The sequence below is a fragment of the Nonomuraea sp. NPDC003707 genome (assembly GCF_053587055.1).
Genome location: NZ_JBSFNK010000051.1, coordinates 45,309 through 65,987 on the forward strand (window position 1 = coordinate 45,309; position 20,679 = coordinate 65,987).

The following is a 20,679-nucleotide window of genomic DNA, read 5'->3' on the forward strand; positions in this document are numbered from 1 at the left end:
ATCCAAGTCGCGCGCGCGTGGCCCGGCCACGCAGGACAGCACGCAGAAGTACCGTGGAAACAGTCAGGGAGCGGCGGTCGCGAGGTTGCGGCAGCGGCTGCTCGCCTCGGCGTCGCCGATGGCCTCGTACACCTCGGACGCCCGCGCATAGGCACGGCGGCTCTCCGCGGTCTGGTCCTCCTCGGCCAGCAAGACCGCCAGTGTCTCCAGGGAGCGAGCCTGCGGCACGGGCAACTGGACCTGCTCCATGAGGCTGATCGCCTCGGTGAGGTTGACGATCGCCTCGGCCCGTTGGCCGAGCAGTCCCAGGCAATCACCGACGCGGGCCAGAGCGATCGGTCGGATGATCGCCGCGACGCTCGGGGTCATGCCCGAACGGTCGTCGTTCACCAGGGTCAGCAAGTCGAGGTACTGCTCCAGCGCCTTGCCGTGGCGTCCGGTATCGCGCAGGCAGGTACCGAGGGCGCCGAGGGAGTGGCCGTAGCGATCGATGTCGCCGTTGGCCTTGTGTATCTCCGCCGCCCGGGTTTGCGCCACGATGGCCTCGTCGAGCCGCCCGAGCCGCCGCAGCGCGCCCCCAGCATGGTGGTGGGCCAGGGCGATCTGTGTCGTGGCACCGCTGCGGGTGGCCAGGTCCCTCGCCTGGGCCGTGTAGCGCAGGGTGGTCTCCGGATCGTCTCGCGACAGAAGGTAAACCCAGGACAGCATGTTCAGCTGTACGGCCTGCCGGGCCGGGTCGCCCAGGGCGGCGGCGGCCTCGGCGCCAAGGCTGAAGACCTCATGCCAGTACGGCGCGTGCATCCATCGGTCGGAGAACCAGTCCATCGACTCGGCGCAGTCGACGACGGCGGCGAACTGGCCGATGCTGGTCCCGAGGCGCAACGCGCCCACCCAGTTGTCCACATTCGCGCGCAGCCAGTGGTCGGCCGCCTGCTGGGAGGACAGCTCGGCGGAATCGGGGTCGGCCTGGTGCGGCTCGCCGTACCCAGGCTCGAACCATCGCCCTGCGGTCGTGGCCGTCCGCAGCAGCCACGCCGTCATGGCTATGGTGAACGCGTCGCGTTCTGCCGCGGACTCCTCCTGGTGAAGCCGATCACGGGCGAACAGCCGGACCAGGTCGTGGAAACGATAGCGTCCCGACGTGCTGTCCTGCAGCAGACCGAGATCGACGAGTTCGTCGAGAGCGTCCCATGCCTCTTCGATCGAGGTACCGCCCGCCACGGCGGCCAGAGCGGCGTCGAAGCTGCGGCCCGGCACCAGGGCGAGGCGGCGGAAGAGCCGCTTGGTCTCGATGGCCAGCTGCTCGTAGGACAACCCGAACGCAGTGGCGATCTTGAGATCGCCGGCGCTGAGCTGGTCCAGACGGCGCTCCTCGTTCGCCAGCCGGGCGGCCAGGTCGGCCGCGTTCCAGCCGGGCCGACTGACCAACCGATTTCCGGCGATCCTGAGTGCGAGGGGCAGACCACCGCACAGCTGCGCGAGCTGCTCCAGAGCCGCCCCCTTCTCCGAGGCCCCGCGGTCCTTGAGGATTCCCGTCAGCAGCTCGGTGGCCTCCAGCGGCGGCAACGGCCCGAGGGCGAGCCTGCGTACCCCTTCCAGGCCCGCCAGCAGGCGGCGGCTGGTCACCAGGGCTCTGCCCGCGCCGCCGCCCGGCAGTAGCGGCCGGATCTGCTCCTCGGAGGCGGCGTTGTCGAGCACGATCAGCGCGCGCCGATCACGCAGCAGTGACCGGTACAAGGACGCGCGCCCGGCCTCGTCGCCCGGGATCTGCTGATCGGCGATGCCGAGCGCGCGAAGCAGCATGCCCAGGGCGTCGTCCGCAGGCAGAGGTTGCGGAGACATACCGAACAGGTCGAGGAAGAACACCCCATGGGGAAAGTCCGGCCGCAGGGCGTGGGCGGCGCGAACGGTCAACGTGGTCTTGCCCAGCCCGGCAGAACCGGTGATGAGCCCCACCCCCGCGGCGCCCGGCGCGTCAGCGGCGCGCAAGAGCTCGCTCGTCCAGGCCAGTCCGGCGGCTCGACCGGTGAAGTCGTCGACGGAGCGCGGCAGCTCGCACAGCCCGGTCGGGCGGGCCCAGTGATCGCGAAGGCGGCCCTCTCGCGCCAACTCGATGAGCTGTTTACGGCCGGCGTCGGCCAGACCCAGGGCGTCGGCCAGCGCGATGACGTTCCGATGCTGGGGACCCTTGCTGCGTCCGCGTTCCATGTCCGACAGCGTCCGGGCGCTGACCCCTGAGGCCTCGGCGAGCTGCTCCAGCGTCAGCCGCGCCGCGCGCCGATGGCGACGCAGCTCCTCCGCGAAGGTGGGTGTGATGATCGGATGCCCCTTCTCCGCGATTCAGTGACTCTCGCTCAGAGCTTACGGCGAAGCTCAGCGGCGGCGACCTAGGGTGCCCCGCAGAGCGTCGACCATACGGACTCGGCTCGCAGTCACGTAGCGCTCGGTGACGCAGTCAGGTGACGCTCGCCCGGCAAGCAGGCCGGTTTCTACGGTTTGCGCCATGAACACAGCGGTGCCGGGCCTCCCGGCGACCCCCCTACGACGCCTCGGCGTCATCATTCCCATCGCGATCATCGGCATGCTCACCTCCATCGCCCCAGCCGTCTCTGCTCAGGCCGCAGCGGCGCCCATCACCACCATCGCCTCCGAGACCCCAGCGAAGACTGGCCATGAGCCGCGCATTCCCGCAGGTTTCCGCGAGCAGAAAGATCAGGTCGGCGACGTCGCGATCAACTACGTGCGCGGCGGACAGGGGCCGACACTGGTCCTGCTGCACGGATACCCGCAAACCTGGTACACCTGGCGGGACGTCCTGCCCGAACTCGCCAAGCACTACACGGTCATCGCACCGGACCTACGTGGAGCGGGCAAAAGCGATGCACCCGCCAGCGGCTACGACAAGAAGACCCTCGCCGCCGATCTGCACGGGTTGCTGACCAAGCTCGGCCTCAACCGGCACGTCAGGCTCGTGGGGCACGACATCGGCACGATGGTCGCCTACGCCTACGCCGCCGCCCACCCGCGCGACATCACCAAGCTGGTCCTCAGCGAGGCGCCCATCCCCGACAAGACCCTCTACTCCTTCCCCGCCCTCACCTCCAAAGGACCGGGCTTTTGGAACTTCGGCTACTTCAGCCTCACCAACGGTCTGCCCGAGCGCATGGTGAACGGCAGGGAACAGCAGTGGGTGGAGGGCTTCATCGACTCCCTCGAAGTCAAGAAGAACGGCGTCAGCGACAAACAGGTCCAGGAGTACGCCCGCTACCTGCGCGATGACGCCCATCTGCGCGCGAGTTTCGAATGGTTCCGCTCCCTTCACAAGGACGTCGCCGACAACAGCGCATACCGAAAGAAGAAGCTCACCATGCCCGTGCTCGCCATCGGCGCCCGTGGCAGCCTCGGCGACTTCGTCCCCACCCAAGTCCGCCGGTACGCCAGCCATGTGACCGGGGTCGTCATCGAGAACTCCGGTCACTGGATCTTCGAGGAACAGCCCGGGCAGCTCACCCGCACCCTCCTGCGCTTCCTCAAGAAGGACTGACCCCATGCACAAGGAACGAAGCGGCCTCTTCTGGTTCCTCGGCGGCCGGGCCCAGATCCTGGTGCCGGGCACGGCGACCGGCGGCGCGCTGAGCGTGATGGAGTTCACCGATCCCAAGGGCCACGCGCCGCCCCTGCACGTTCACGACGCGGAGGACGAGATCTGGATCGTGCTCGACGGTGAGATCACCTTCTTCGTCGGGGACGACCGTCACGACCTGCACGCCGGCGCCATCGCGCATGGCCCCCGCGGCGTCCCGCACAGCTACCTGGTCCGCTCGTCGGACGCCCGCATGGTCGTCGCCTTCGGCCCCGCCGGCATCGAGGACTGGTTCGCCGCCAACAGCTCGCCCATCTCCGACGTGAACGACGTACCGGCCGCCTTTGACATCGAAGCCATCGTCGCCTCGGCCACGGCGCACCACCTGCGCGTAGTAGGTCCTCCGCCGGCTCACCTCTGACAAGGAGCTCCACCATGTCCCCACAGACCTCCCCGCTCTCCCGGCCGGGGATCCGGATCCTGCTGCCCCTGATGCTGGCCGTCCTGTCCATCATGGTCACGGCTCTCGCCTCGCCGTCCGCCGCCTCCACTACGGCGGGCCGTACGGCCAAGCCCACCGTGGTGCTGGTGCACGGCGCGTTCGCCGACGCCTCGAGCTGGAACAAGGTCGTCGCCCGGCTCCAAGGGGCCGGCTACCCGGTGATCGCCCCCGCCAACCCCCTGCGCGACCTGGCAGGCGATGCGGCCTACCTGTCGAGCATCGTCTCCAGCATCGACGGACCGGTCATCCTGGTCGGCCACTCCTACGGCGGAGCAGTCATCTCCAACGCCGCCACCGGCCACCCCAACGTTAAGGCGCTGGTCTTCATCGCCGCGTTCGCACCCGAGGAGGCCGAGTCAGCGCTCGACCTGACCGGCAAGTTCCCCGGCAGCCAACTGCCCACCAGCCTGATCACCCGCCAGTACCCGCTGCCCGGCGGCGGCACCGGCACCGACGCCTACGTCGACCCCGCCAAATTCCGCGCCGCCTTCGCCGCCGACCTGCCCGCCCGCGACACCGCCCTGATGGCCGCCACCCAGCGCCCGGCCGCGCTGGCCGCCCTCGGCTCCCCGAGCGGAGCGCCCGCCTGGAAGACCACCCCCTCCTGGTACCTGGTCGCCGGCGCCGACCAGGCCATCCCACCCGCAGCCCAGCGGTTCATGGCCAAGCGCACCGGCGCGCACACCAGTGAAGTCAGGGATGCCTCACACGTGATCATGATCTCGCGGCCTGACACCACCACCGCTGTCATCACAGCGGCAGCCCGCGCCATCAGCTGATCCCACACGACACCCATCGGTCCGGAACTGCGGCAGGCGCGATCCCCGCGCCTGCCGCGGTTCCGGCCCTGGCCGCCCCAGCGCTCACCGCGGACTCGGCCGGATCGTGACTGTCGAGGGTCGTTCCAGCCGATTTGTCCGGCAAGCCCCGAGGACGCTGTCTGAGTGCCAGGCTGGACCATTCGTGTTGCAGTAGCCGGCGCGGGCATGGTGCGTTGTACGACGGGCTCAACCACGGCCGCCTCAACATCGCGCGGGTGCGCATGGCCCTGGCTGCTTTGCCGCTGCCGCGGGCCGCCGACGGACGGCTCGTCCTGGCGGTCGAAGCGGAACCTGGCTTCAACTCGTCCGTGAGGCCCCACCCTCCGTGCTCGCACAAGCCCTCGGTATTCATCCGATCACGGCCATGCGGTATGCCAAGCTCGCAGGCGCGGACTTCCTCAGCTATCCCCGGCCGGGCGATTCATCGTTGACGCTGATGGATAGCCAGAGTCACCAACTGAAACGCCTTTGCATGATGGCCGGGCGAGCTGTGATCATGCCGCTCATGAGCTGCACCTTCTGCCGCATCGTCGCCGGCACCGAGCCCTCGCAGACCATCCACGAGGACGAGCACGCCATCGCCTTCCTCAACCTCGCCCAGGCCACCAGGGGTCACACACTGGTCGTCCCGAGAACGCACCACCGGGATCTGGGGGAGATCCCAGCAGAGACGGCGGCACACGTGATGCGGGCCGCGGTCGAGGTGTCCCGGCAAGTCGCCGGCGCGCTCGGGGCTCCTGGCGTGAACCTCTGGCACGCCAGCGGCGAGACGGCCTGGCAGAGCGTCTTCCACTTCCACCTCCACGTGGTGCCCCGCTTCGAGTCCACCGACCTCACGCCACCGTGGACGGAGGAGGTCGAGCACCCGGTCGAGTCCCTCAAGGGACTGGCTGAGGAGATAAGGACCTGGCGCTGGGATGAACAGTCCACCCAGACGATTTCATCGTCGATGGATAGCTAGGGCTGCCAGTTGCGACCTGCGGAAACGCTCGATCCAGCGTTATCGCGCCGCAGGGCGCCTGACTCATCCCCGAACGCCCGGACCGAAACCGACCCTCTACAGGTGACACCGTCGCGCACTGTGAGCTGCGGCGACGCCGCTCGTTTGGGCCGTGTGGCGCGATTCTTACCGGCAGGCCGTTACTGGCTGATCCCCTTGGGACGACTGCCTGAAGAGCTATTTCACGGCGCGCGATTGCCCTGCTACCTGGGTCAACTCCGCTCGGGTGTACTTGGTGACAGCTTCCTTAACGACAGGCCATGAACCGCTCGATTGATGGGATGTCCCCGATGCTTCTGGGAACACCCGGAGACTTGGGGACGACTACGTGGAAGGCTCGCCGTCCGATGCCTGCGCCCGGTCGACATCCTTCGAGGCAGGGCCTGGAGGCATGCTGGTGATGGCGTCGATGTCGCGCACGCGCAGGGAGATGAGAAAGCCGATCAGCGCGAGCGCGGTGGTGACGAGGAAGATGTCGTGGTAGGCGGCGAAGAGCGCTTCCTGCCTGCCGGCGAGATCGGCGGCGCGGGCACCGAGGTCGGCGAGCCTGGAGTCGGTTCGCGCGGTGAGCAAGGTGGCGACCGCGGCGACGCCGGCGGCGCTGGCGACCTGACGGGTGGTGGAGAATACCGACGAGGCTCGGGCGATCGCCCTGGGGGTGATCGTGGCGAAGGTGGCGGCCTGCAGGGAGATGACGGTGAGTGCCATGCCCGCGCCCATGGCGAACAGCGCCAGCCTGACTGCCCACAGGGTAGTGCCGAGTCCGACCATGATCAGCATTGCCTGGGCGGCGGCGATGATGCCGAATCCTGTTGCGAGCAGGCGGCGAGGGCCGACCTTCGGGTAGAGGCGGCCGGCCAACGGGAGGAAGGCCATCATGCCCAGTGCCTGGAACATCGTGACGAGGCCGGAGCCGGTCGCGTCGACGCCCATCTGATATTGCAGCAGCAGTGGCACCAAGAACAACGCGCCCATCAGCGCTCCTGACGCCGGAAGCATCAGCAGGTTGCCGGTCCGAAACAGCCGGTCCTTCAGCAGGCGCAGGTCGATCATCGGCTCGCTGCGGGCCAACTCGATCGTGGCGAACACTGCCGCCAGCGCGAGCCCGGCGCCCAGCTGCACGAGCACCGGGGCGGCGCCCCACCCCTCTCGAGCGCCACCGTCGAGGCCGAGCAGCAGCAGCGCGAGCGCGGCACCGCCGGACAGGAACCCGGCGATGTCGAAGCGGCCAGGACGATCCGCGCGTTCCTCGCGAAGGGCCACCATCGCGAAGAGCAGACCGAGCAGGCCGATCGGCACTTTGAGGAAGAAGATCCATCGCCAGCTGACGTTGTCGACCATCCATCCGCCAAGCACCGGGCCGAAGGCCGGGGCGATGGTGGTTGGTATGGACAGCACCGCCGACGCCTTTGCCCGCTCGGCCGGCGGGAAGGCGCGGAACAGCATCGCAGTGCCGACCGGGGTCAGCAGCCCGCCGCCGACGCCTTGGACGACCCTGGCCACGATCAGCTCGCCGAGCGATCCGGCGATCCCGCCCCAGGCCGAGGCGGCGGTGAAGACCGCGAGCGCGAACAGGAAGGTGCGCTTGGTGCCGAACCGGTCGGCGACCCACCCGGAGGCGGGGATGAACACCGCCATGCTGACCAGATAGCCGGTGACCAGCCACTGCAGCGTCTCGGTCCCGACGCCGAAGTGCTGGCCGAGTGCGGGCAATGCGGTGTTCAGCACAGTCATGTCGAGGATCTCCATGAACAGCCCAAACACGAACGCGGTGGCGACCAGCCACTTGTATGGCACCCGTCTCACCACGGTGCGGCTCCTGCCCATCCGCCCATCGAGCTCCTGAGACCAGCCGACAGGGTCGAACAATCAAGGGGCGCAGAGGTCTGGTGCTGTGCGGTGCAGGGACGCGGTCGCCGCATCGGGTGCAACCTCGCCCGATGCCAGCGGTAAAGGAAAGTCATGGTCATGCCCGCGGTCAGATCGTGCAGGTGCCGGCCACGCCGGCTGGATTGGGTGTGGTGTCGCCAGTTTCGGCATCCCCGGCCACAGCCTCGTCGCGGGCGCGTTCGAGCGCGTCGAGCAGCGCGGGTATCTCCTGGACGCCCTGGATCGCGTGGCGGCCGTTGACGACGATGGTGGGTACAGAGCTGACTCCGCGTGCGTGCGCGGCCGCGATCTCCGCCGTGACTTCGCGTACGCCTGTGGATCCGGCCAGCATGTCCAAGACGTGCCGGCGGTCCAGGCCCGCGGCGGCCGCTGCGTCGGCGAGCACGGCGTGGTCGGTGATGTCCCGGCCGTGGGTGAAGTAGGCGGCGAACAGCTGCTCCAGCACCCCCGCCTGTTTCCCTTCGGCCTCGGCCAGCCGTAGCACCCGGTGGACGTCGAGGGTGTTACCGATCAGTGCATGATCGAAGTTCATTTCGATCCCCTCACGCGCCGCCATCCGCGGGGTGCGTTCAAGGACCGTGCCGACCTGCAACCCCAGCTTCTGACCGAGGTGCTGGCGGGCCGGGGCGCCCGTGGCCGGGGCGCCCGGATCGAGCTGGAACGGCCGGTAGACGATCCGGACACCGTCCGTTCCCCGGAAGTTGCGCAACGCCCGCTCCAGTCGGCGCTTTCCGATGTAGCACCACGGGCAGACGATGTCGGCGTAGACCTCGATCGTCATCGTGTCGTTTCGGGTGGAGCTGGTCATGAAGTCCTCACTCAGGAGCGTGGGTGATCAGAACCCGATGGGTTCGCGGACGAGGACCACGGTGCCTCGGTCGGGGAACATCTCGCGGTCGATGATGAGGATCTTGGAGAGCAGAGCCGGCGTGCCGTAGGCCTGGCGGGCGCGGACGTCCTCGCGCGGGTAGGCGTAGGCCTCGATGCGGCGCAGCGCCGTGTCGAGGTCGGGCACGATCTTCTGAGAACCGACGACCCAGAAGGCCCGGCCCGCGCCGAAGCTGTAGGGACCGAGCTGACTGCCGCTACCTGAGGCGGTCAGCAGCCGCCCGTCCTCGGTCACCGCGTGCACGCTCCCGACCACGACGTCGGGGGCGGAGCCGACGGCACGCATCTCATCGAATCGCCCCTCTTCGCGCAGCCGCATGAGCTTGGGGCGCACGGCGTCGAACCGGCCGGAAGCATTGATGTCATCGTCCAGGCCCGATAGGCGGAGCGTTTCGCTGGAGACGGTGAGGACGCTCCGATCGCCGGGCAGCAGCCGGTTGACGACGGCACGTGCGTCGGCTGCGGTGTCGACGATCTCGACGGCGTGGCCCTTCTCCCGCAGGGCGGCCGCGGTCCGCTGGAGCTGCTCCTCCGTGGCGGGCCGTTCGAAACGGGTGTCGATGGGGAGACCGGCCTCGGTCATGGCGTGAGTGGTCATCACAATGCTCTTTCTTGTTTCGGGGTGGGTTGAGTCGGTACAGCTGCGCCCTGTCGCGGAGGCGTCGGGCGGTGCCGGTCATGTTTCAGCCGGCCAGCCCGAGGCCGAGTGCGGTCGCGCTGAGAATCAGCAGGACCAGCGACGGCAGGGTGTGCTTGGCGGTGTCGCGGGCCTTGATATGAGAGGCGACGGCGCCGGCCATGAGGAGCGCCAGTCCGGTTGCGGCCGCGACCCCAAGGACTTCGATCCACAGTCCGGCGATCAGCCCTACGGCTCCGAGGATCTCCAGCGCGCCGATGACGCGCATGAGCCCGGCTGACACCCCGAGCCTGCCGAGCTGGGCTGCCATGTCGTCCTTACCGGAGAGCTTCGGGAAGCCGGCTCCGGCGAAGGCGAGAGCCAGCAGGAGGGATAGGACGGCGGTGGCGATGGACATGGACGCAAGCTCCTCGCGTAGAACGTTCAATACTTCACTGACTGAAATATGTTCTACCAGAAGTTATCGCAGCCGACGCCAGGGGGTCGGCTTGCGGTGCCGAAAGACGAGCTGCGCGATGCGAGCCAGGGCGCAGAGCAGCTGCGGTCGCTAGGTAGCGGTGACGTGGAGAGGGAGGCGAACGGTCGCCCGAAAATCAGCGCCGTGGGCGAGGGCCGGCTGCCGATTGAGCCAGACGGAGCAGCGACAGCAGGCGGCCGATGGATCGCAGATCGTTGAGGTCGGTCACGTCCCCGGCGGACTGCGTCGCGGTGTCTGGGGTAGCTGCTGCCGGGACTGGTACGGCCGGTGCCTGTTGTAGTGGATCAGGTAGTCGTGGAGCACGAGGGCTGGGTGGCGTTCGCTGAGGATCAGGATCCGGTCCAGGAGTTCACGGCGCGCCGGTGACCCGCTCGCAGATGGCGTTCATCCTCGGCGTCCACCACGACGTCACACGCGGTGATCGCGTGGGCTTGAGCGGACAGGAACTGCCGCCGGCTCAGCCCGGCCCGGCGCCGGATCGATACCCGCCGAATGAGGATCTCCCACACCGTAGAGGCCGCGATCGCGTAACCCAGGCGGGCCGACTCGCCCTGGATCCGCCGACGTGCCCCCGGGCCGGGTTCTCCCGCGCCATCCGAACAACCAGTGCCGGGCTAAAGATCAAGGTAGGACAAGCACATCGTGCGGATCGACGGGCACCGCGCACGATCATCGCGCTCTTGCCCTTCGTGCTTCTGGCCACCTCCAATACCGACGTGGCCTGCGACGTATCGCCACGCGAATCCTCGACTGGGCTCGTACCGAGGCGGACAGGACGAAAGCGATCAAGGCGCTGGAGTACAAGTGCGAGGTGCTGTGGACGCTGCTCAACGCCGTCGACCGGGCATACACATGAGCTGGAAGCCCGCGCTGGCTCCCGCGGCCCGGCTGCGTCACTGCGACATCCGGCAGGCGGAGCTCCTGATCGTGCCCGAGCGGATCGTGGTGCTGAACGACACGGCGGCGGCCATCGTGCGGCTGTGCGACGGCACCCGCACGGCTACCGAGATCTCGCGACACTTCCCCCACGCCGGCCCCGACGACGTCACCGACTTCCTCGACGACCTCCGAGGCCAGGGGTGGCTGCGATGAACGCGACCGTGCCACCGCCCTGGGCCATGCTCGCCGAGGTCGCGCACGGGTGCCCACTGCGCTGCCCGTACTGCTCCAACCCCGCCGAGCCGGTCCGCAGGTCTGCCGAGCTGGACACCGCGGACTGGAGCCGGGTGATGAAGCAGGCGGCTGCGCTCGGCGTGGTCCATGCGCGCATCTCCGGCGGCAAGCCGCTTGTCAGACGCGACCTCGCCGAGATTGTCGCCGCAGCGGAAAGGATCTATTGCCAGCTCGTCACCAGCGGCGTCGGGCTGACCGCCGCCCGACTGGCCGAACTGGCCGCGGCCGGGATCGACAGCGTGCAGCTCTCCGTCCAGGCGCATACGGCGGCCGCGTCGGACCGGATCGCCGAACGCGCGTCGTTCGCGGCCAAGGAACGGGCCGCCGCCGTGGTGAAGGACGCGGGCCTGTCACTGGGCCTCAACGTCGTGCTGCACCGGCACAACCTCGACACGTTCCACGAGATCATCGAGCTCGGCATCGCCTGGGGCGCGGCCAGGATCGAACTGGCCAACACCCAGTTCTACGGCTGGGGCCTGGTCAACCGGCGAGCCCTGATACCCAGCCGCGCATGGGCGGCTGGGGAGCCATTTCGCTGACCGTGGCGCCGGACGGCCGGGCGCTGCCCTGCCCGGCGGGCGTACGGCCTGCCGCTCGACCTGCCCAGCGTGCGCGACCACCAGCTGGAGTGGATCTGGTCCGAGTCGCCTGCCTTCAACGCCTACCGCGGCACGGACTGGATGCCCGAGCCGTGCCGTGGCTGCCCACGCAAGACCGAGGACTTCGGCGGGTGCCGTTGCCAGGCGTTCGCGCTGACCGGTGACGCCGGCCGTACCGACCCGGCCTGTGCCCTCTCCCCCGACGACGGCCTCATCACCGAGCTGACCAGGAAGAACGACGCGGAGTTCGTCTACCGCTCGATCTCGCACCGGCACGCCGCCACCTAAGGTTCGACACGAGCTCCTCCAGCCGGGCCACGGCCTGCGTGCCAAAGGTGTAGCCGATCCACCGGTCCACCCGCACGTAGGCCAGTCGCTCGGCGGCGGGCAGCCACGCCATCCGGCGGACGCTCTCATGCAGATGGGACAGCGGTATGAACTGCGCTGCGATGGCCGGATCCGCAGGGACAGGCGAGCAACGAAACTCGCCGCCCGATGGACAGCGGTGACCGTGATGCAAGTGACCCAGGGGCGGCAGGTGTGCTCCATGCGCGGCAGGAGCGTGTCTGGGTATCGACCTGGCATGATGCCGGCCTTCCTTCGCCGTCCCACTCTCGGGTAAGGACTTGCTTTACCCCTTGTGCTTGGAACACACAAGAGGCATGAGATAGTTCAATAACTGAAACAGTGAGGGCGGCGGGGGAAGTCGTGGCGGAACTACACATCGATTGGCCAGACCCCGAGGGCCAGGAGATCGTGGAACGCCTATTCGCTGCGGATGCGGCTCTGCGGGCACACTTTGAGGAGACTGCCGCCGCAGTCGGCGTGACCGTGCCGCAGGCTCACACACTGCTTCAGCTTGGGCAACCTCAGCGTATGGGCCAGATAGCCGGCCAACTGCACTGCGAACCCTCCCACGTCACCGGGATCGCAGATGCTCTCGAGCAGTACGGTTTCCTGCGGCGAGAACCCGACCCGGATGACCGAAGGGCCAAGCGACTCGTTCTCACCGCGTCGGGGCAGGACCTTCGGGGCCGTCTCCTAGCCCGTCTGTTCGAGAGAGCGCCGATCATCTCGGTGCTCAACGTCGACCAGCGGACCGCCCTGCTGTCGCTGCTCCGTCTGGCTCAATCGGCAGCCGACCCCAGCTCCCGGCGCTGACTTTCGGGCGACAGTTCGCCTCCTTCTCTAGGCCAGAAGGGTCGATCCACGATCCGACCGACCCGATCGGCAAGCTGCTGCTTACCGCATTGGCGATGGTCCCGGAATCCGAGGCGGACCTGGCCCGGATGGGAACGCGCGAGGGCATGAAGATCGCCAAGGCCAAAGGGCGGTTGGGCGGCAAGAAACCGAAGCTGGACCCCAGGTAGGAAGAGCATCTGGTGGCGCTGCACAAGGCAGGCGAGCACACCAGAGCCGAGCTGGCCGAACTGTTCGGGTTGACCCGCTCAACGGTGCACCGGGCAGTCGAGCGAGCGATCACCGGGTCAGATCCATCACCGACTGACCGAAACAGTTCCGCCTGACCGTCATGCGCGACCGGGGGGCGGACATCGAGCGATCAACGCCGATCCCGCCGTCCCGTTGTGACTGCCTCAGCGGGGCAGGACGGGACGGCGGCGGGGCAGGAGGCCAGCGTGCTGGAGCTGGTCGCGAGCGGCGGCGATGGCTTCGGGGGTGGTGGCGAACACCCGGCCCGCCTGGTCGAGATGGGCGATGACGCCAAGGGCGTGCAGGGGCTGATGATGGCCGTCACGGATGCCGGAGACGTCGGCGACCTCCGACAGCTCCAGCAGGAAACGGTGTGCGGCGGCGAAGAACAGCGGCCCGTCCAGCCGGTAGGCGACGATGTGCTCGGCGAGCAGGGCGTGCTCGTCTTCGGTGTGGTCGCCGGGCAGGTCGTGGGCGAGCGGCATCTCATCGAGGCGGACGTTACGGGCGACGGCGCGAAGTGCCAGCGCCCCGGCCACGGCCACGGCCAGGCCGACGATGACGGCCTGGACCAGGTCGAGCGCCAGCGTCGCGATCGCGGTCAGGACCAGGACCACGGCGTCGCCGCGGGTTGCCGGATACGCTCCGTGGGCTTCGTCACTCGCCCCAGCGGGCTGCCGGGTGCGCGGTATCCGAGCTGGTCGGCGGCCTGACCGGCTCCTCACCGCGGAGGGTGCGCGCCCGCAGCATCCTGCGGATGGCGACGGTATCGGCTGTGGATACGCTGACTGAGCGTGCCACATCCGGCCTCGGTGTTCTTCGTGCGCGCGTTGATCAGTAGGCCGTTGCGGCCCTTCGTCACCCTCTCTACCTGCACGTCCGCCGGATGGGGAAACAAGAAGGAAAGAAGGTCGAGGCGGGAGCTCTCGCCACCCGCCGGAATGTGCCTTCATGCCCGGCCAGTGACGAAATCGCGACTCTGACCACGCATCGTCACGTCTTCACGATCTTTGTGCAGAGCCAGAAGTTCGTGTCCGTCCGCACCTGGGCACCCGCATCGACTGTGACCGCAGCCCGGTCGCCGTGGGTGCTGGATAGCCGAGTCTCCGCGCCGGCCAGATCAGCGCAGGGGAATGTCGGTGTGGTCGCCGGTCGGCCGCGGGCCGTGGATGCGTCGTTGGTCTGCGGAGATGGGGACGTCGTTGATGCTGGCCTCTCGGCGGCTCATGTAGCCATGGGCGTCGAACTCCCACTGTTCGTTGCCGTAGCTGCGCCACCATTGGCCGGTCGCATCGTGCCATTCGTATTGGAACCGGACGGCGATGCGGTTGTCGCTGAATGCCCACAGCTGCTTGCGCAGGGCGTAGTCGAGTTCACGCTGCCACTTGTCGGCGAGGAACGCCTCGATCTGTTCGCGGCCGGCGAGGAAGGTCGACCGGTTGCGCCAGGTGCTGTCGGGCGTATAGGCGGCGGCGACGCGTCGGGGGTCGCAACTGTTCCAGGCGTCTTCGGCGGCCTGCACCTTGATCCGGGCGGTGTCGGCGGTGAAGGGCGGCAGCGGATGGCGTGGGGATTCGGCGTCGCGGTGGTCGGTGCTCATGTCGGGCTCCCTGTGGTATCGGTCGGGCTTGCTGGTCAGAATCTGTGCTCGGGTAGCTGCTGGCGAAGAGCTGCGTTTTCGGCGCGTAGCCGGGTGAGTTCCTCACGTACGGGTTCAAGGGCGTAAGCGAGTTCGTGTTCGGTCCAGCGCGGGGGATGATGTGTTGGGGGCGGTTCCACTCGTAGCTGTGCACGTCGACGGTGATGACCCGTTCCACTGCGCCCCGCTGCTCGGGCACGGTCACGCTTTCGAGCAGGTCGGCCGGTGTGCCGTCGCGGACGTCGACCACCTGGGTGGTGATGTAGGCGGCCCCATCGGCGCCGAGCAGCGCGTCAGTCGACCATCCGCTGGATGGCAGTGTGGTTGCGTAACGCTGTTGTGCGGCAGCGGCTGAAGCGGTGGTCAGCTTCTGCGGGTACCGGTGCGGCATCAGGATTCCTTGCATCGTCGCAGGTGTGAGTCGCGCGACGGGTTGCCCAGGCGGGCGGGTGCCACCCGCCCGCCCCGGCGGTCGTGCGGGGGTCAGTGCAGGGTGCGGCCGAGGAAGTCGCGGATCAGTCCGGCGATCTCGTCGCCGTGGGTCTCGAGGGCGAAGTGACCGGCGTCGAGCAGGTGGAGTTCCGCGTCAGGCAGGTCGCGGGTGAAGGCGCGGGCGCCGTCGGCGCCGAAAATCTCGTCATGTTCGCCCCAGGTGATCAGGGTGGGTGGCTGGTAGGTGCGGAAGTACTCCTGGAAGGCGGGGTAGGCGTCCAGGTTGAACTGGTAGTCGAAGAACAGCTGCAGCTGAACGTCTTTGTTGCCGGGCCGATCCAGCAGGGCTTGGTCGAGAGTCCAGGTGTCGGGGGTGAGCCGGTCGAGCCGGTCAGCGGGCACGCCGTGGGTGTATTGCCACCGGGTCGCCTCGGGTTCCAGCAGCTTGCGGACGTCCGGCTCGTTCGCGGCGCGGTCTTTGGCGTGGGCGAACAATACGTCCCAGAAGGCAGTGAAGCCTTCGGTGTAGGCGTTACCCGACTGCACGATCAGTGCGGCGACCCGCTGCGGTTGGCGGGAGGCGATCCGCAACCCGATCGGGGCGCCGTAGTCCTGGATGTAGAGCGCGAAGCGGTCCAGGCCGAGCTGGTCGAGCAGGCCCAGGGTGATGGCGGTGAGGTTGTCGAAGGAGTAGTCGAAGTCGGTGACGGCCGGGGCGTCGGAGTGGCCGAAGCCGATGTGGTCGGGGGCGATGAGGTGGTACCGGTCGGCGAGGTCGACGATCAGGCGGCGGAACATGTGCGAGGACGTGGGGAATCCGTGCAGCAGTACCAGGGTCGGCGCCACGGGGTCACCGGCTTCCCGGTAGAAGACGGTGCGGCCGTCGACGGTGGCGGTGCGATGAGACACGACGCGCCTGCCGACGGCGGTTCCGGGGGCGGTGTTGCTCATGACGTTCTCCTTCTTAGAGATGGTGGACAGCGGCCGGTTGGCCGTTGTCGCGGATCAGGCGATGACAGGCGAGGTCGGAGTCGGTTCGGTGGGTGAGACTGGTGGCAGCGGGTCGCGGTCCTCGGCGAGGCGCCACAGGAGCAGGCTGCTCACCGCCATGACGGCCGCAGCGACGACGAAGTACGGCCGGTACGTGCCGGTCAGTGAGCGGGTCAGGCCGCCGGCGAGGACCCCGACGCCGGCGCAGGTCTGGTGGAGCAGCCACACGAAGCCCATCAGCCGACCCAGCGAGGCCTGCGCCCGGCCGACGGACAGCACCGCGACGGTCAGCGGGATGACCGGGAACGATGCGAGTCCGAACAGCACAGCGAAGCCGAACAACTGGCTCGCGCCGGTGCAGAACGCCGCGAGCAACAGTGAGACCCCGCGGACTACGTGCAGCGCCAGCAGCAATCTGTCCCGGCCGAACCGGTTGACCAGCCGGCCGGTGATGATCATCATCACTGCGCTGGCTGCTGCCGCCACGGCCAGCACCTGCCCGCCTGTGGACACGCCGCCGCCGAGGTCAGCGGCGTAGCGGGGCAGGTGCAGCACCACGAAGTACAGGCTGAGCGCGTGCATTCCGAACGACGCCACCGCGAGCCGGCGACGGCGCGTCAGCACCGCCGGCGGCAGGACCGCCTCGTCGGCAGCGAGGCCGGCTGCCGAGTCACGGTCTGCCCCATCGAGGACCTGGGCCAGCTCGGCCGGGTTGTTGCGCAGCAACAGGGCCGCGGCGGGTACGGCGGTCAGCGCAACCACCATGCCGAGCACCAGATAGGCGGTTGACGTGCCGTATCCGGCGATCAACCAGCCCGCTGACGGCAGCACCAGCAATTGCCCCAGATTGATGCCCGCAGTGGTCCTGGCCAACATCCGTGTGCGGTCGCGGACGTACCAACGCGACACGAGCACCGAGTTGGCCAACGTCGCCGCGCCGGCGAACCCCGCTCCACCCAGCAGTGGGTACACCAGCAGGAACTGCCACAACTGCTCGACGCCCGCCAGCAACAGATAGCACGCCACCAGCAGACTCAGCCCCGCAGCCAGAACGAGGCGGGGGCCGACGCGATCGACCAACACACCCACGACCGGCTGCAACAGACCACTCACGGCCGTGTTTGCGGCTGCCGCCATGCTCAGCGCGCCCACGCCCCAGCCGTACCGGGCCGACAGCGGCGCCAGGAACAACCCGGCGGCGAAGTTCAGACCGAACGCCGCCGTCATCACCAGCATTGTCACCGCCACGATCCGCGGACCGGCAAACCGACGGGCCGAAGACGGCGTGCGCGACATCCCAAACTCCTCTAACCGTTGTACTGCCTTTGAACGGTAAGAAATTAGAGTCCCCGTGCCTTACCTGTCAAACCATGGACGGAGGTAAGATTGATAAATGATGCAGCGGCCACTGGTCGGCGAGCCCCTCGCCCTCGACCTCGTGAACACGCAATGGGTGGACCGCGGCCACAGCTTCGACCTGTTCGACGAACCCGGCGGCGTGTCCGCCTGGCTGGCCGAGCACCAGCTGCCCGGCACGGTTGACCTGGGCGAAACTCCCCTGCGGCAGGCCCGCGCGGCGCTACGCGGCGTTCTTGAAAGCCGCGGCGAGCGCTCCGAGGAGGAGCTCAACGCCGTCCTCGCCCGCGGCGCGGTGCATCACACCCTGCGCCGCGGCACGCCCCACGAAGCAGTCCACGCCGAGGACGGATGGCTACCGGCCTGGCAGGCGGCCAACAACTACCTCGAACTGCTACGCCAGCAACCGTCACGAATCCGTCGCTGCGCCCATCCCGCCTGCGTCCTGTACTTCTATGACACCTCACGCAACGGCACCCGACGCTGGTGCTCCATGGACGGCTGCGGCAGCCGCACCAAAGCCGCCCGCCACTACCATCGCAACCGGACGGCCACACCGTAGGCTCGCCAACCCGGCTTCAGAGAAACGCCGACTCGTCGACGCCCGATAACGCGCATCAGGGTCAGGGACGGCCGACTACGTCCGCACCGAACACAACTCCTGGCTGAAAGAGCGGGTTGGCTATGAACGCGGGAACGAGCACCAGTTCGTCACGGGTTTGAGCACCACCGACTGATCGTTGGGGTGCGCCGTGGTCACGAGTTTGGGCACCTCTTCTGGATCTTGCTGTGGCTGGCGTGGGCTCGTAGGGTCGTCTCACGATGATTGATGAAGGTGACCCGAAAGACGTCGTTGAGATCTTGCGGTCCTTCGAGCTGGGGCAGGTCTGCAGGGGCGTGGTGAGCTCTATCAAGCCGTTCGGCGTGTTCGTGGCTCTGGGCGGCGTCGATGGCATGGTGAACATGGCCGAACTGGCCTGGCGGCGGTTCGATGATCCGTCTGAGGTCGTCGAGGTCGGCCAGGAGATCGTGGTCATGGTCCTTGATGTCGATCTCGTGCGTGAGCGCATGTCGTTGTCGTTGAAGGCGCTGCAGGACGACCCTCTGGTCGAGCTGGCTCGAACGCGCCTGGGCGCGGTGTTGAGAGCGCCTGTGACCAAGGTGATCCCGTTCGGGGTGTTCGTCGAGATCGGCGATGGGATCGAAGGTCTGGTCCATATCTCGGAGTTCCCCACTGGTGAGCTGCCTTCCGAGGGCCACGAATTGCTGGTCCGGATCGCTGATATCAACCTGGGGTGTCACCGGGCCCGCCTTGAGCTCGCCTGATGGTCAGGCTTCGGTCCGGTCCATGTGAGCCTGTCGGTGTCCGGATGTACATGTCGGATGGGATGTCGGAGTTTAGGGGTAGCTGTCGGGGCTGGTGGTGCAAAATCCAGTCTTGTGAGTGCTGATGGCGCGGCGGCCCGAGCATTGCCGAGGCTGGCTCGGCGCCGCGCGTACACCTCGCCGGGCCGCCCGCACAGCGTGAGGGTGAAGTTCAGCGCCGAGGAGCTCAAGGAAGTAACCGCAGCCGCGGCGGCGGCTGAGTTGGCGGTCGCCGCGTACGTGGGGGACACGGTGCTGCGCGACGCCGTTCCCGGCCGACTCCGACTACCTTGCCACCGCCACCAGCCCTGCTCCCTGGCCAGTCCGGACCGCTCCCCGCCAGACACGTCGTCCCCGCCCGAGCCTTGGCCGCGAGCGCAGGATTGGCTGAGGCAGCTGGCGCTTCCCGTTTGACCTGAGGCGGCCCCAGCTGAGGTGAGGCATCCGGGTGGGTAGTCCCGCGTACTTGAGGCATGCAGAATGCCTGGCATGGATCTACGACCGGCGCTGCTTCCCCCGCCCGTCTCCCAGGAGCGCCAGGAGCAGTTAGGGAGGGAGATCGACCGGATCGCGGAACTCATAGAAACCGGCAGGCTGATGGAGGCACGCGAGGCCGTTGCCGCGTTCAACATGCAGACTGGACACACCTACGAGCCGTCGGATTTCGCCGCGTACCGGGAGTCGCAGGATCTGGACGAACTCGCCCGGGATGCCGCCCGCCCGGAGCGGCCCAAGGTATCGGATATCACCCGGGAAGAACTCGCCGAAATTGTCCGAAGAATCATGGAAGCCGACCCGGACTCCGACTACTACCTGCGCCTGCTAAAGGCCAATGTGCTCCATCCCCGCGTCAGTAATCTGATCTTCTGGCCGCCGGAAGAACTACAGGACGCCACAGCCGAGGCGATTGTTGAAGCCGCCCTCCGCTATCGCCCCATCGCGCTGTGAGCGCGGGCCAGGAGCCTGGAACGGATCAGTCTGGGAACGGACGGCAGAAACCGACAAGTTAGTCCGGACGACCATGAGCCCCCGTCCGGACTAACTTGTCGAGTCGCAGGTCACGCCGGATCCCTCCGAAACAGGTGATCTAGTCGGTGTTGGGCGAGGGGCATGAGGCTGCGTCGAAAGCTCGGTCCGCCACGGTGGCTCGGACGGATAGCAGCATCGCCTCCCGAGAGGCTGCGCTGCGCGAAAGGCCCAGGCCTTGCTTACGGCGGTCGCGCGTCTGGCACGACCGCCGTGTGCGGTCACGGGGCGGCCGCTCGACGAATCCGATATGCCGCCTGGCGGCACTTGTTTGAGCAGTACCGCCGGGGTCGGCCCCCGTTGCCCCGAGATGCGAAATCCTGCTCGCCGCAGTGAGCGCACGAAATGATGTTGGATTTCCAGAGCTCATAGATGCGCCTGTCCCTGGCCGTAAGGCGAGGCTTCCGGGTCACGTCGATAAGGCCGACCGCAGCACCGTTGTGGTCGTACGCCCTGAGGAGCGCGCTGCGGTCGGGGTGGCGCAGTTTGCTCATGGCTTTCTGTTCGATCTGCTTGATACGCTCGCGCGTGACTCCGTATGCCTTGCCGATCTCATCCAACGTCTTCGGTTCTCCGTCGGTGAGGCCGAACCGCAAAATGATGACGCCCTGTTCCCTGGGGCTGAGGGTATCGAGCACCTCGAGAAGAATGCTGCTTTCGTCGAAAGCGCGGTTGCCGACGGGGTCGGTCGTCGCGCGGCGTCGCCGAGCCATTGAGCCTGTCGGGTAGCCGGGAGGAATCGCACCTCCCGGCTCCCACAGATCCGTACGTGAAGTTGGGTAGGCCGCCAGCGAGGTGACTGACACCAGGTCCTTTTCCGACGGCCCCCCACCGAACCGGACGTGCGACGTTAATCGCATCCGGCTCTC

General features: G+C 67.9%; 21 protein-coding genes and 1 pseudogene. 12 read left to right on the top strand and 10 right to left on the bottom strand.

The features are described from left to right. Window positions 1–63: 63 nt before the first annotated feature. The gene (locus ACWDRB_RS60595) at window positions 64–2,340 is read right to left on the bottom strand and encodes a tetratricopeptide repeat protein (protein ID WP_449910806.1); all 2,277 of its coding nucleotides are present in this window, start codon (window positions 2,338–2,340) and stop codon (window positions 64–66) included. Window positions 2,341–2,503: 163 nt separating this feature from the next. On the opposite strand from ACWDRB_RS60595, the gene ACWDRB_RS60600 reads away from it, so the two are divergent. The 4 genes from ACWDRB_RS60600 to ACWDRB_RS60615 all read left to right on the top strand — a co-directional run bounded on the left by ACWDRB_RS60600 (window position 2,504) and on the right by ACWDRB_RS60615 (window position 5,867). Further along, window positions 2,504–3,544, top strand: a complete 1,041-nt coding sequence (locus ACWDRB_RS60600) for an alpha/beta fold hydrolase (RefSeq protein ID WP_449910770.1) — start codon at window positions 2,504–2,506, stop codon at window positions 3,542–3,544. A gap of 4 nt (window positions 3,545–3,548) precedes the next feature. Further along, a complete protein-coding gene (locus ACWDRB_RS60605) occupies window positions 3,549–4,004 on the top strand; it encodes a cupin domain-containing protein (RefSeq protein WP_449910771.1) in 456 nt (151 codons plus the stop codon). Window positions 4,005–4,018: 14 nt separating this feature from the next. Further along, window positions 4,019–4,864 carry an alpha/beta fold hydrolase gene (locus ACWDRB_RS60610; protein ID WP_449910773.1) on the top strand — a complete coding sequence of 282 codons (846 nt, stop codon included), beginning with the start codon at window positions 4,019–4,021 and terminating at the stop codon, window positions 4,862–4,864. Between the two features lie 547 nt (window positions 4,865–5,411). Beyond that, window positions 5,412–5,867: an HIT family protein gene (locus tag ACWDRB_RS60615; RefSeq protein WP_449910775.1), complete on the top strand. Its 456-nt coding sequence runs from the start codon at window positions 5,412–5,414 to the stop codon at window positions 5,865–5,867. Window positions 5,868–6,230: 363 nt separating this feature from the next. Here the strand turns inward: ACWDRB_RS60615 and ACWDRB_RS60620 are convergent, their stop codons facing one another. The 4 genes from ACWDRB_RS60620 to ACWDRB_RS60635 all read right to left on the bottom strand — a co-directional run bounded on the left by ACWDRB_RS60620 (window position 6,231) and on the right by ACWDRB_RS60635 (window position 9,718). After that, window positions 6,231–7,733 (bottom strand): MDR family MFS transporter, encoded by a 1,503-nt coding sequence (locus tag ACWDRB_RS60620; protein ID WP_449910777.1) that lies wholly within the window; start codon window positions 7,731–7,733, stop codon window positions 6,231–6,233. Between the two features lie 151 nt (window positions 7,734–7,884). Next, a complete protein-coding gene (locus ACWDRB_RS60625) occupies window positions 7,885–8,604 on the bottom strand; it encodes a DsbA family oxidoreductase (RefSeq protein ID WP_449910779.1) in 720 nt (239 codons plus the stop codon). A 27-nt stretch (window positions 8,605–8,631) separates the two neighbouring features. Next, window positions 8,632–9,282 (bottom strand): LUD domain-containing protein, encoded by a 651-nt coding sequence (locus ACWDRB_RS60630; RefSeq protein ID WP_363969055.1) that lies wholly within the window; start codon window positions 9,280–9,282, stop codon window positions 8,632–8,634. Window positions 9,283–9,367: 85 nt separating this feature from the next. Beyond that, complete coding sequence (locus ACWDRB_RS60635; RefSeq protein ID WP_449910781.1) at window positions 9,368–9,718, bottom strand: DoxX family protein; 351 nt, start codon at window positions 9,716–9,718, stop codon at window positions 9,368–9,370. A gap of 933 nt (window positions 9,719–10,651) precedes the next feature. Between ACWDRB_RS60635 and pqqD the strand changes: the two genes are divergently transcribed. From pqqD to ACWDRB_RS60660, 5 genes are all read left to right on the top strand, one after another. Next, window positions 10,652–10,891: a pyrroloquinoline quinone biosynthesis peptide chaperone PqqD gene (gene pqqD / locus ACWDRB_RS60640; protein ID WP_449910783.1), complete on the top strand. Its 240-nt coding sequence runs from the start codon at window positions 10,652–10,654 to the stop codon at window positions 10,889–10,891. Continuing rightward, window positions 10,888–11,511, top strand: a complete 624-nt coding sequence (locus tag ACWDRB_RS60645; protein WP_449910785.1) for a radical SAM protein — start codon at window positions 10,888–10,890, stop codon at window positions 11,509–11,511. Before pqqD ends, ACWDRB_RS60645 begins: the two co-directional genes overlap by 4 nt. Window positions 11,512–11,580: 69 nt before the next feature. Continuing rightward, window positions 11,581–11,859, top strand: a complete 279-nt coding sequence (locus ACWDRB_RS60650) for a hypothetical protein (RefSeq protein ID WP_449910787.1) — start codon at window positions 11,581–11,583, stop codon at window positions 11,857–11,859. Between the two features lie 543 nt (window positions 11,860–12,402). Continuing rightward, window positions 12,403–12,732, top strand: coding sequence for a MarR family winged helix-turn-helix transcriptional regulator (locus ACWDRB_RS60655; protein WP_449910808.1), 330 nt, complete (start codon window positions 12,403–12,405; stop codon window positions 12,730–12,732). A 221-nt stretch (window positions 12,733–12,953) separates the two neighbouring features. Further along, window positions 12,954–13,097, top strand: a complete 144-nt coding sequence (locus ACWDRB_RS60660; protein ID WP_449910789.1) for a winged helix-turn-helix transcriptional regulator — start codon at window positions 12,954–12,956, stop codon at window positions 13,095–13,097. 69 nt (window positions 13,098–13,166) lie between these two features. On the opposite strand, the gene ACWDRB_RS60665 is transcribed toward ACWDRB_RS60660, so the two are convergent. The 4 genes from ACWDRB_RS60665 to ACWDRB_RS60680 all read right to left on the bottom strand — a co-directional run bounded on the left by ACWDRB_RS60665 (window position 13,167) and on the right by ACWDRB_RS60680 (window position 17,359). Further along, window positions 13,167–13,619: a hypothetical protein gene (locus ACWDRB_RS60665; RefSeq protein WP_449910790.1), complete on the bottom strand. Its 453-nt coding sequence runs from the start codon at window positions 13,617–13,619 to the stop codon at window positions 13,167–13,169. Window positions 13,620–14,122: 503 nt separating this feature from the next. After that, on the bottom strand, window positions 14,123–14,602 hold the full coding sequence (locus tag ACWDRB_RS60670) for a nuclear transport factor 2 family protein (protein WP_449910792.1): 480 nt from the start codon (window positions 14,600–14,602) through the stop codon (window positions 14,123–14,125). 522 nt (window positions 14,603–15,124) lie between these two features. Next, window positions 15,125–16,024, bottom strand: a complete 900-nt coding sequence (locus ACWDRB_RS60675; RefSeq protein ID WP_363969069.1) for an alpha/beta fold hydrolase — start codon at window positions 16,022–16,024, stop codon at window positions 15,125–15,127. A gap of 54 nt (window positions 16,025–16,078) precedes the next feature. Beyond that, on the bottom strand, window positions 16,079–17,359 hold the full coding sequence (locus ACWDRB_RS60680; protein ID WP_449910795.1) for an MFS transporter: 1,281 nt from the start codon (window positions 17,357–17,359) through the stop codon (window positions 16,079–16,081). A 97-nt stretch (window positions 17,360–17,456) separates the two neighbouring features. Here ACWDRB_RS60680 and ACWDRB_RS60685 point away from each other — a divergent pair, with 97 nt between their 5' ends. The 3 genes from ACWDRB_RS60685 to ACWDRB_RS60695 all read left to right on the top strand — a co-directional run bounded on the left by ACWDRB_RS60685 (window position 17,457) and on the right by ACWDRB_RS60695 (window position 19,732). Next, on the top strand, window positions 17,457–17,981 hold the full coding sequence (locus ACWDRB_RS60685; RefSeq protein WP_449910797.1) for a CGNR zinc finger domain-containing protein: 525 nt from the start codon (window positions 17,457–17,459) through the stop codon (window positions 17,979–17,981). A 260-nt stretch (window positions 17,982–18,241) separates the two neighbouring features. Then, complete coding sequence (locus ACWDRB_RS60690; protein WP_449910798.1) at window positions 18,242–18,745, top strand: S1 RNA-binding domain-containing protein; 504 nt, start codon at window positions 18,242–18,244, stop codon at window positions 18,743–18,745. A 528-nt stretch (window positions 18,746–19,273) separates the two neighbouring features. Next, a complete protein-coding gene (locus ACWDRB_RS60695) occupies window positions 19,274–19,732 on the top strand; it encodes a hypothetical protein (RefSeq protein WP_449910800.1) in 459 nt (152 codons plus the stop codon). 524 nt (window positions 19,733–20,256) lie between these two features. Here ACWDRB_RS60695 and ACWDRB_RS60700 read toward each other — a convergent pair. Then, window positions 20,257–20,679 (bottom strand): annotated as a pseudogene (locus ACWDRB_RS60700) (sigma-70 family RNA polymerase sigma factor); the annotation flags it as partial.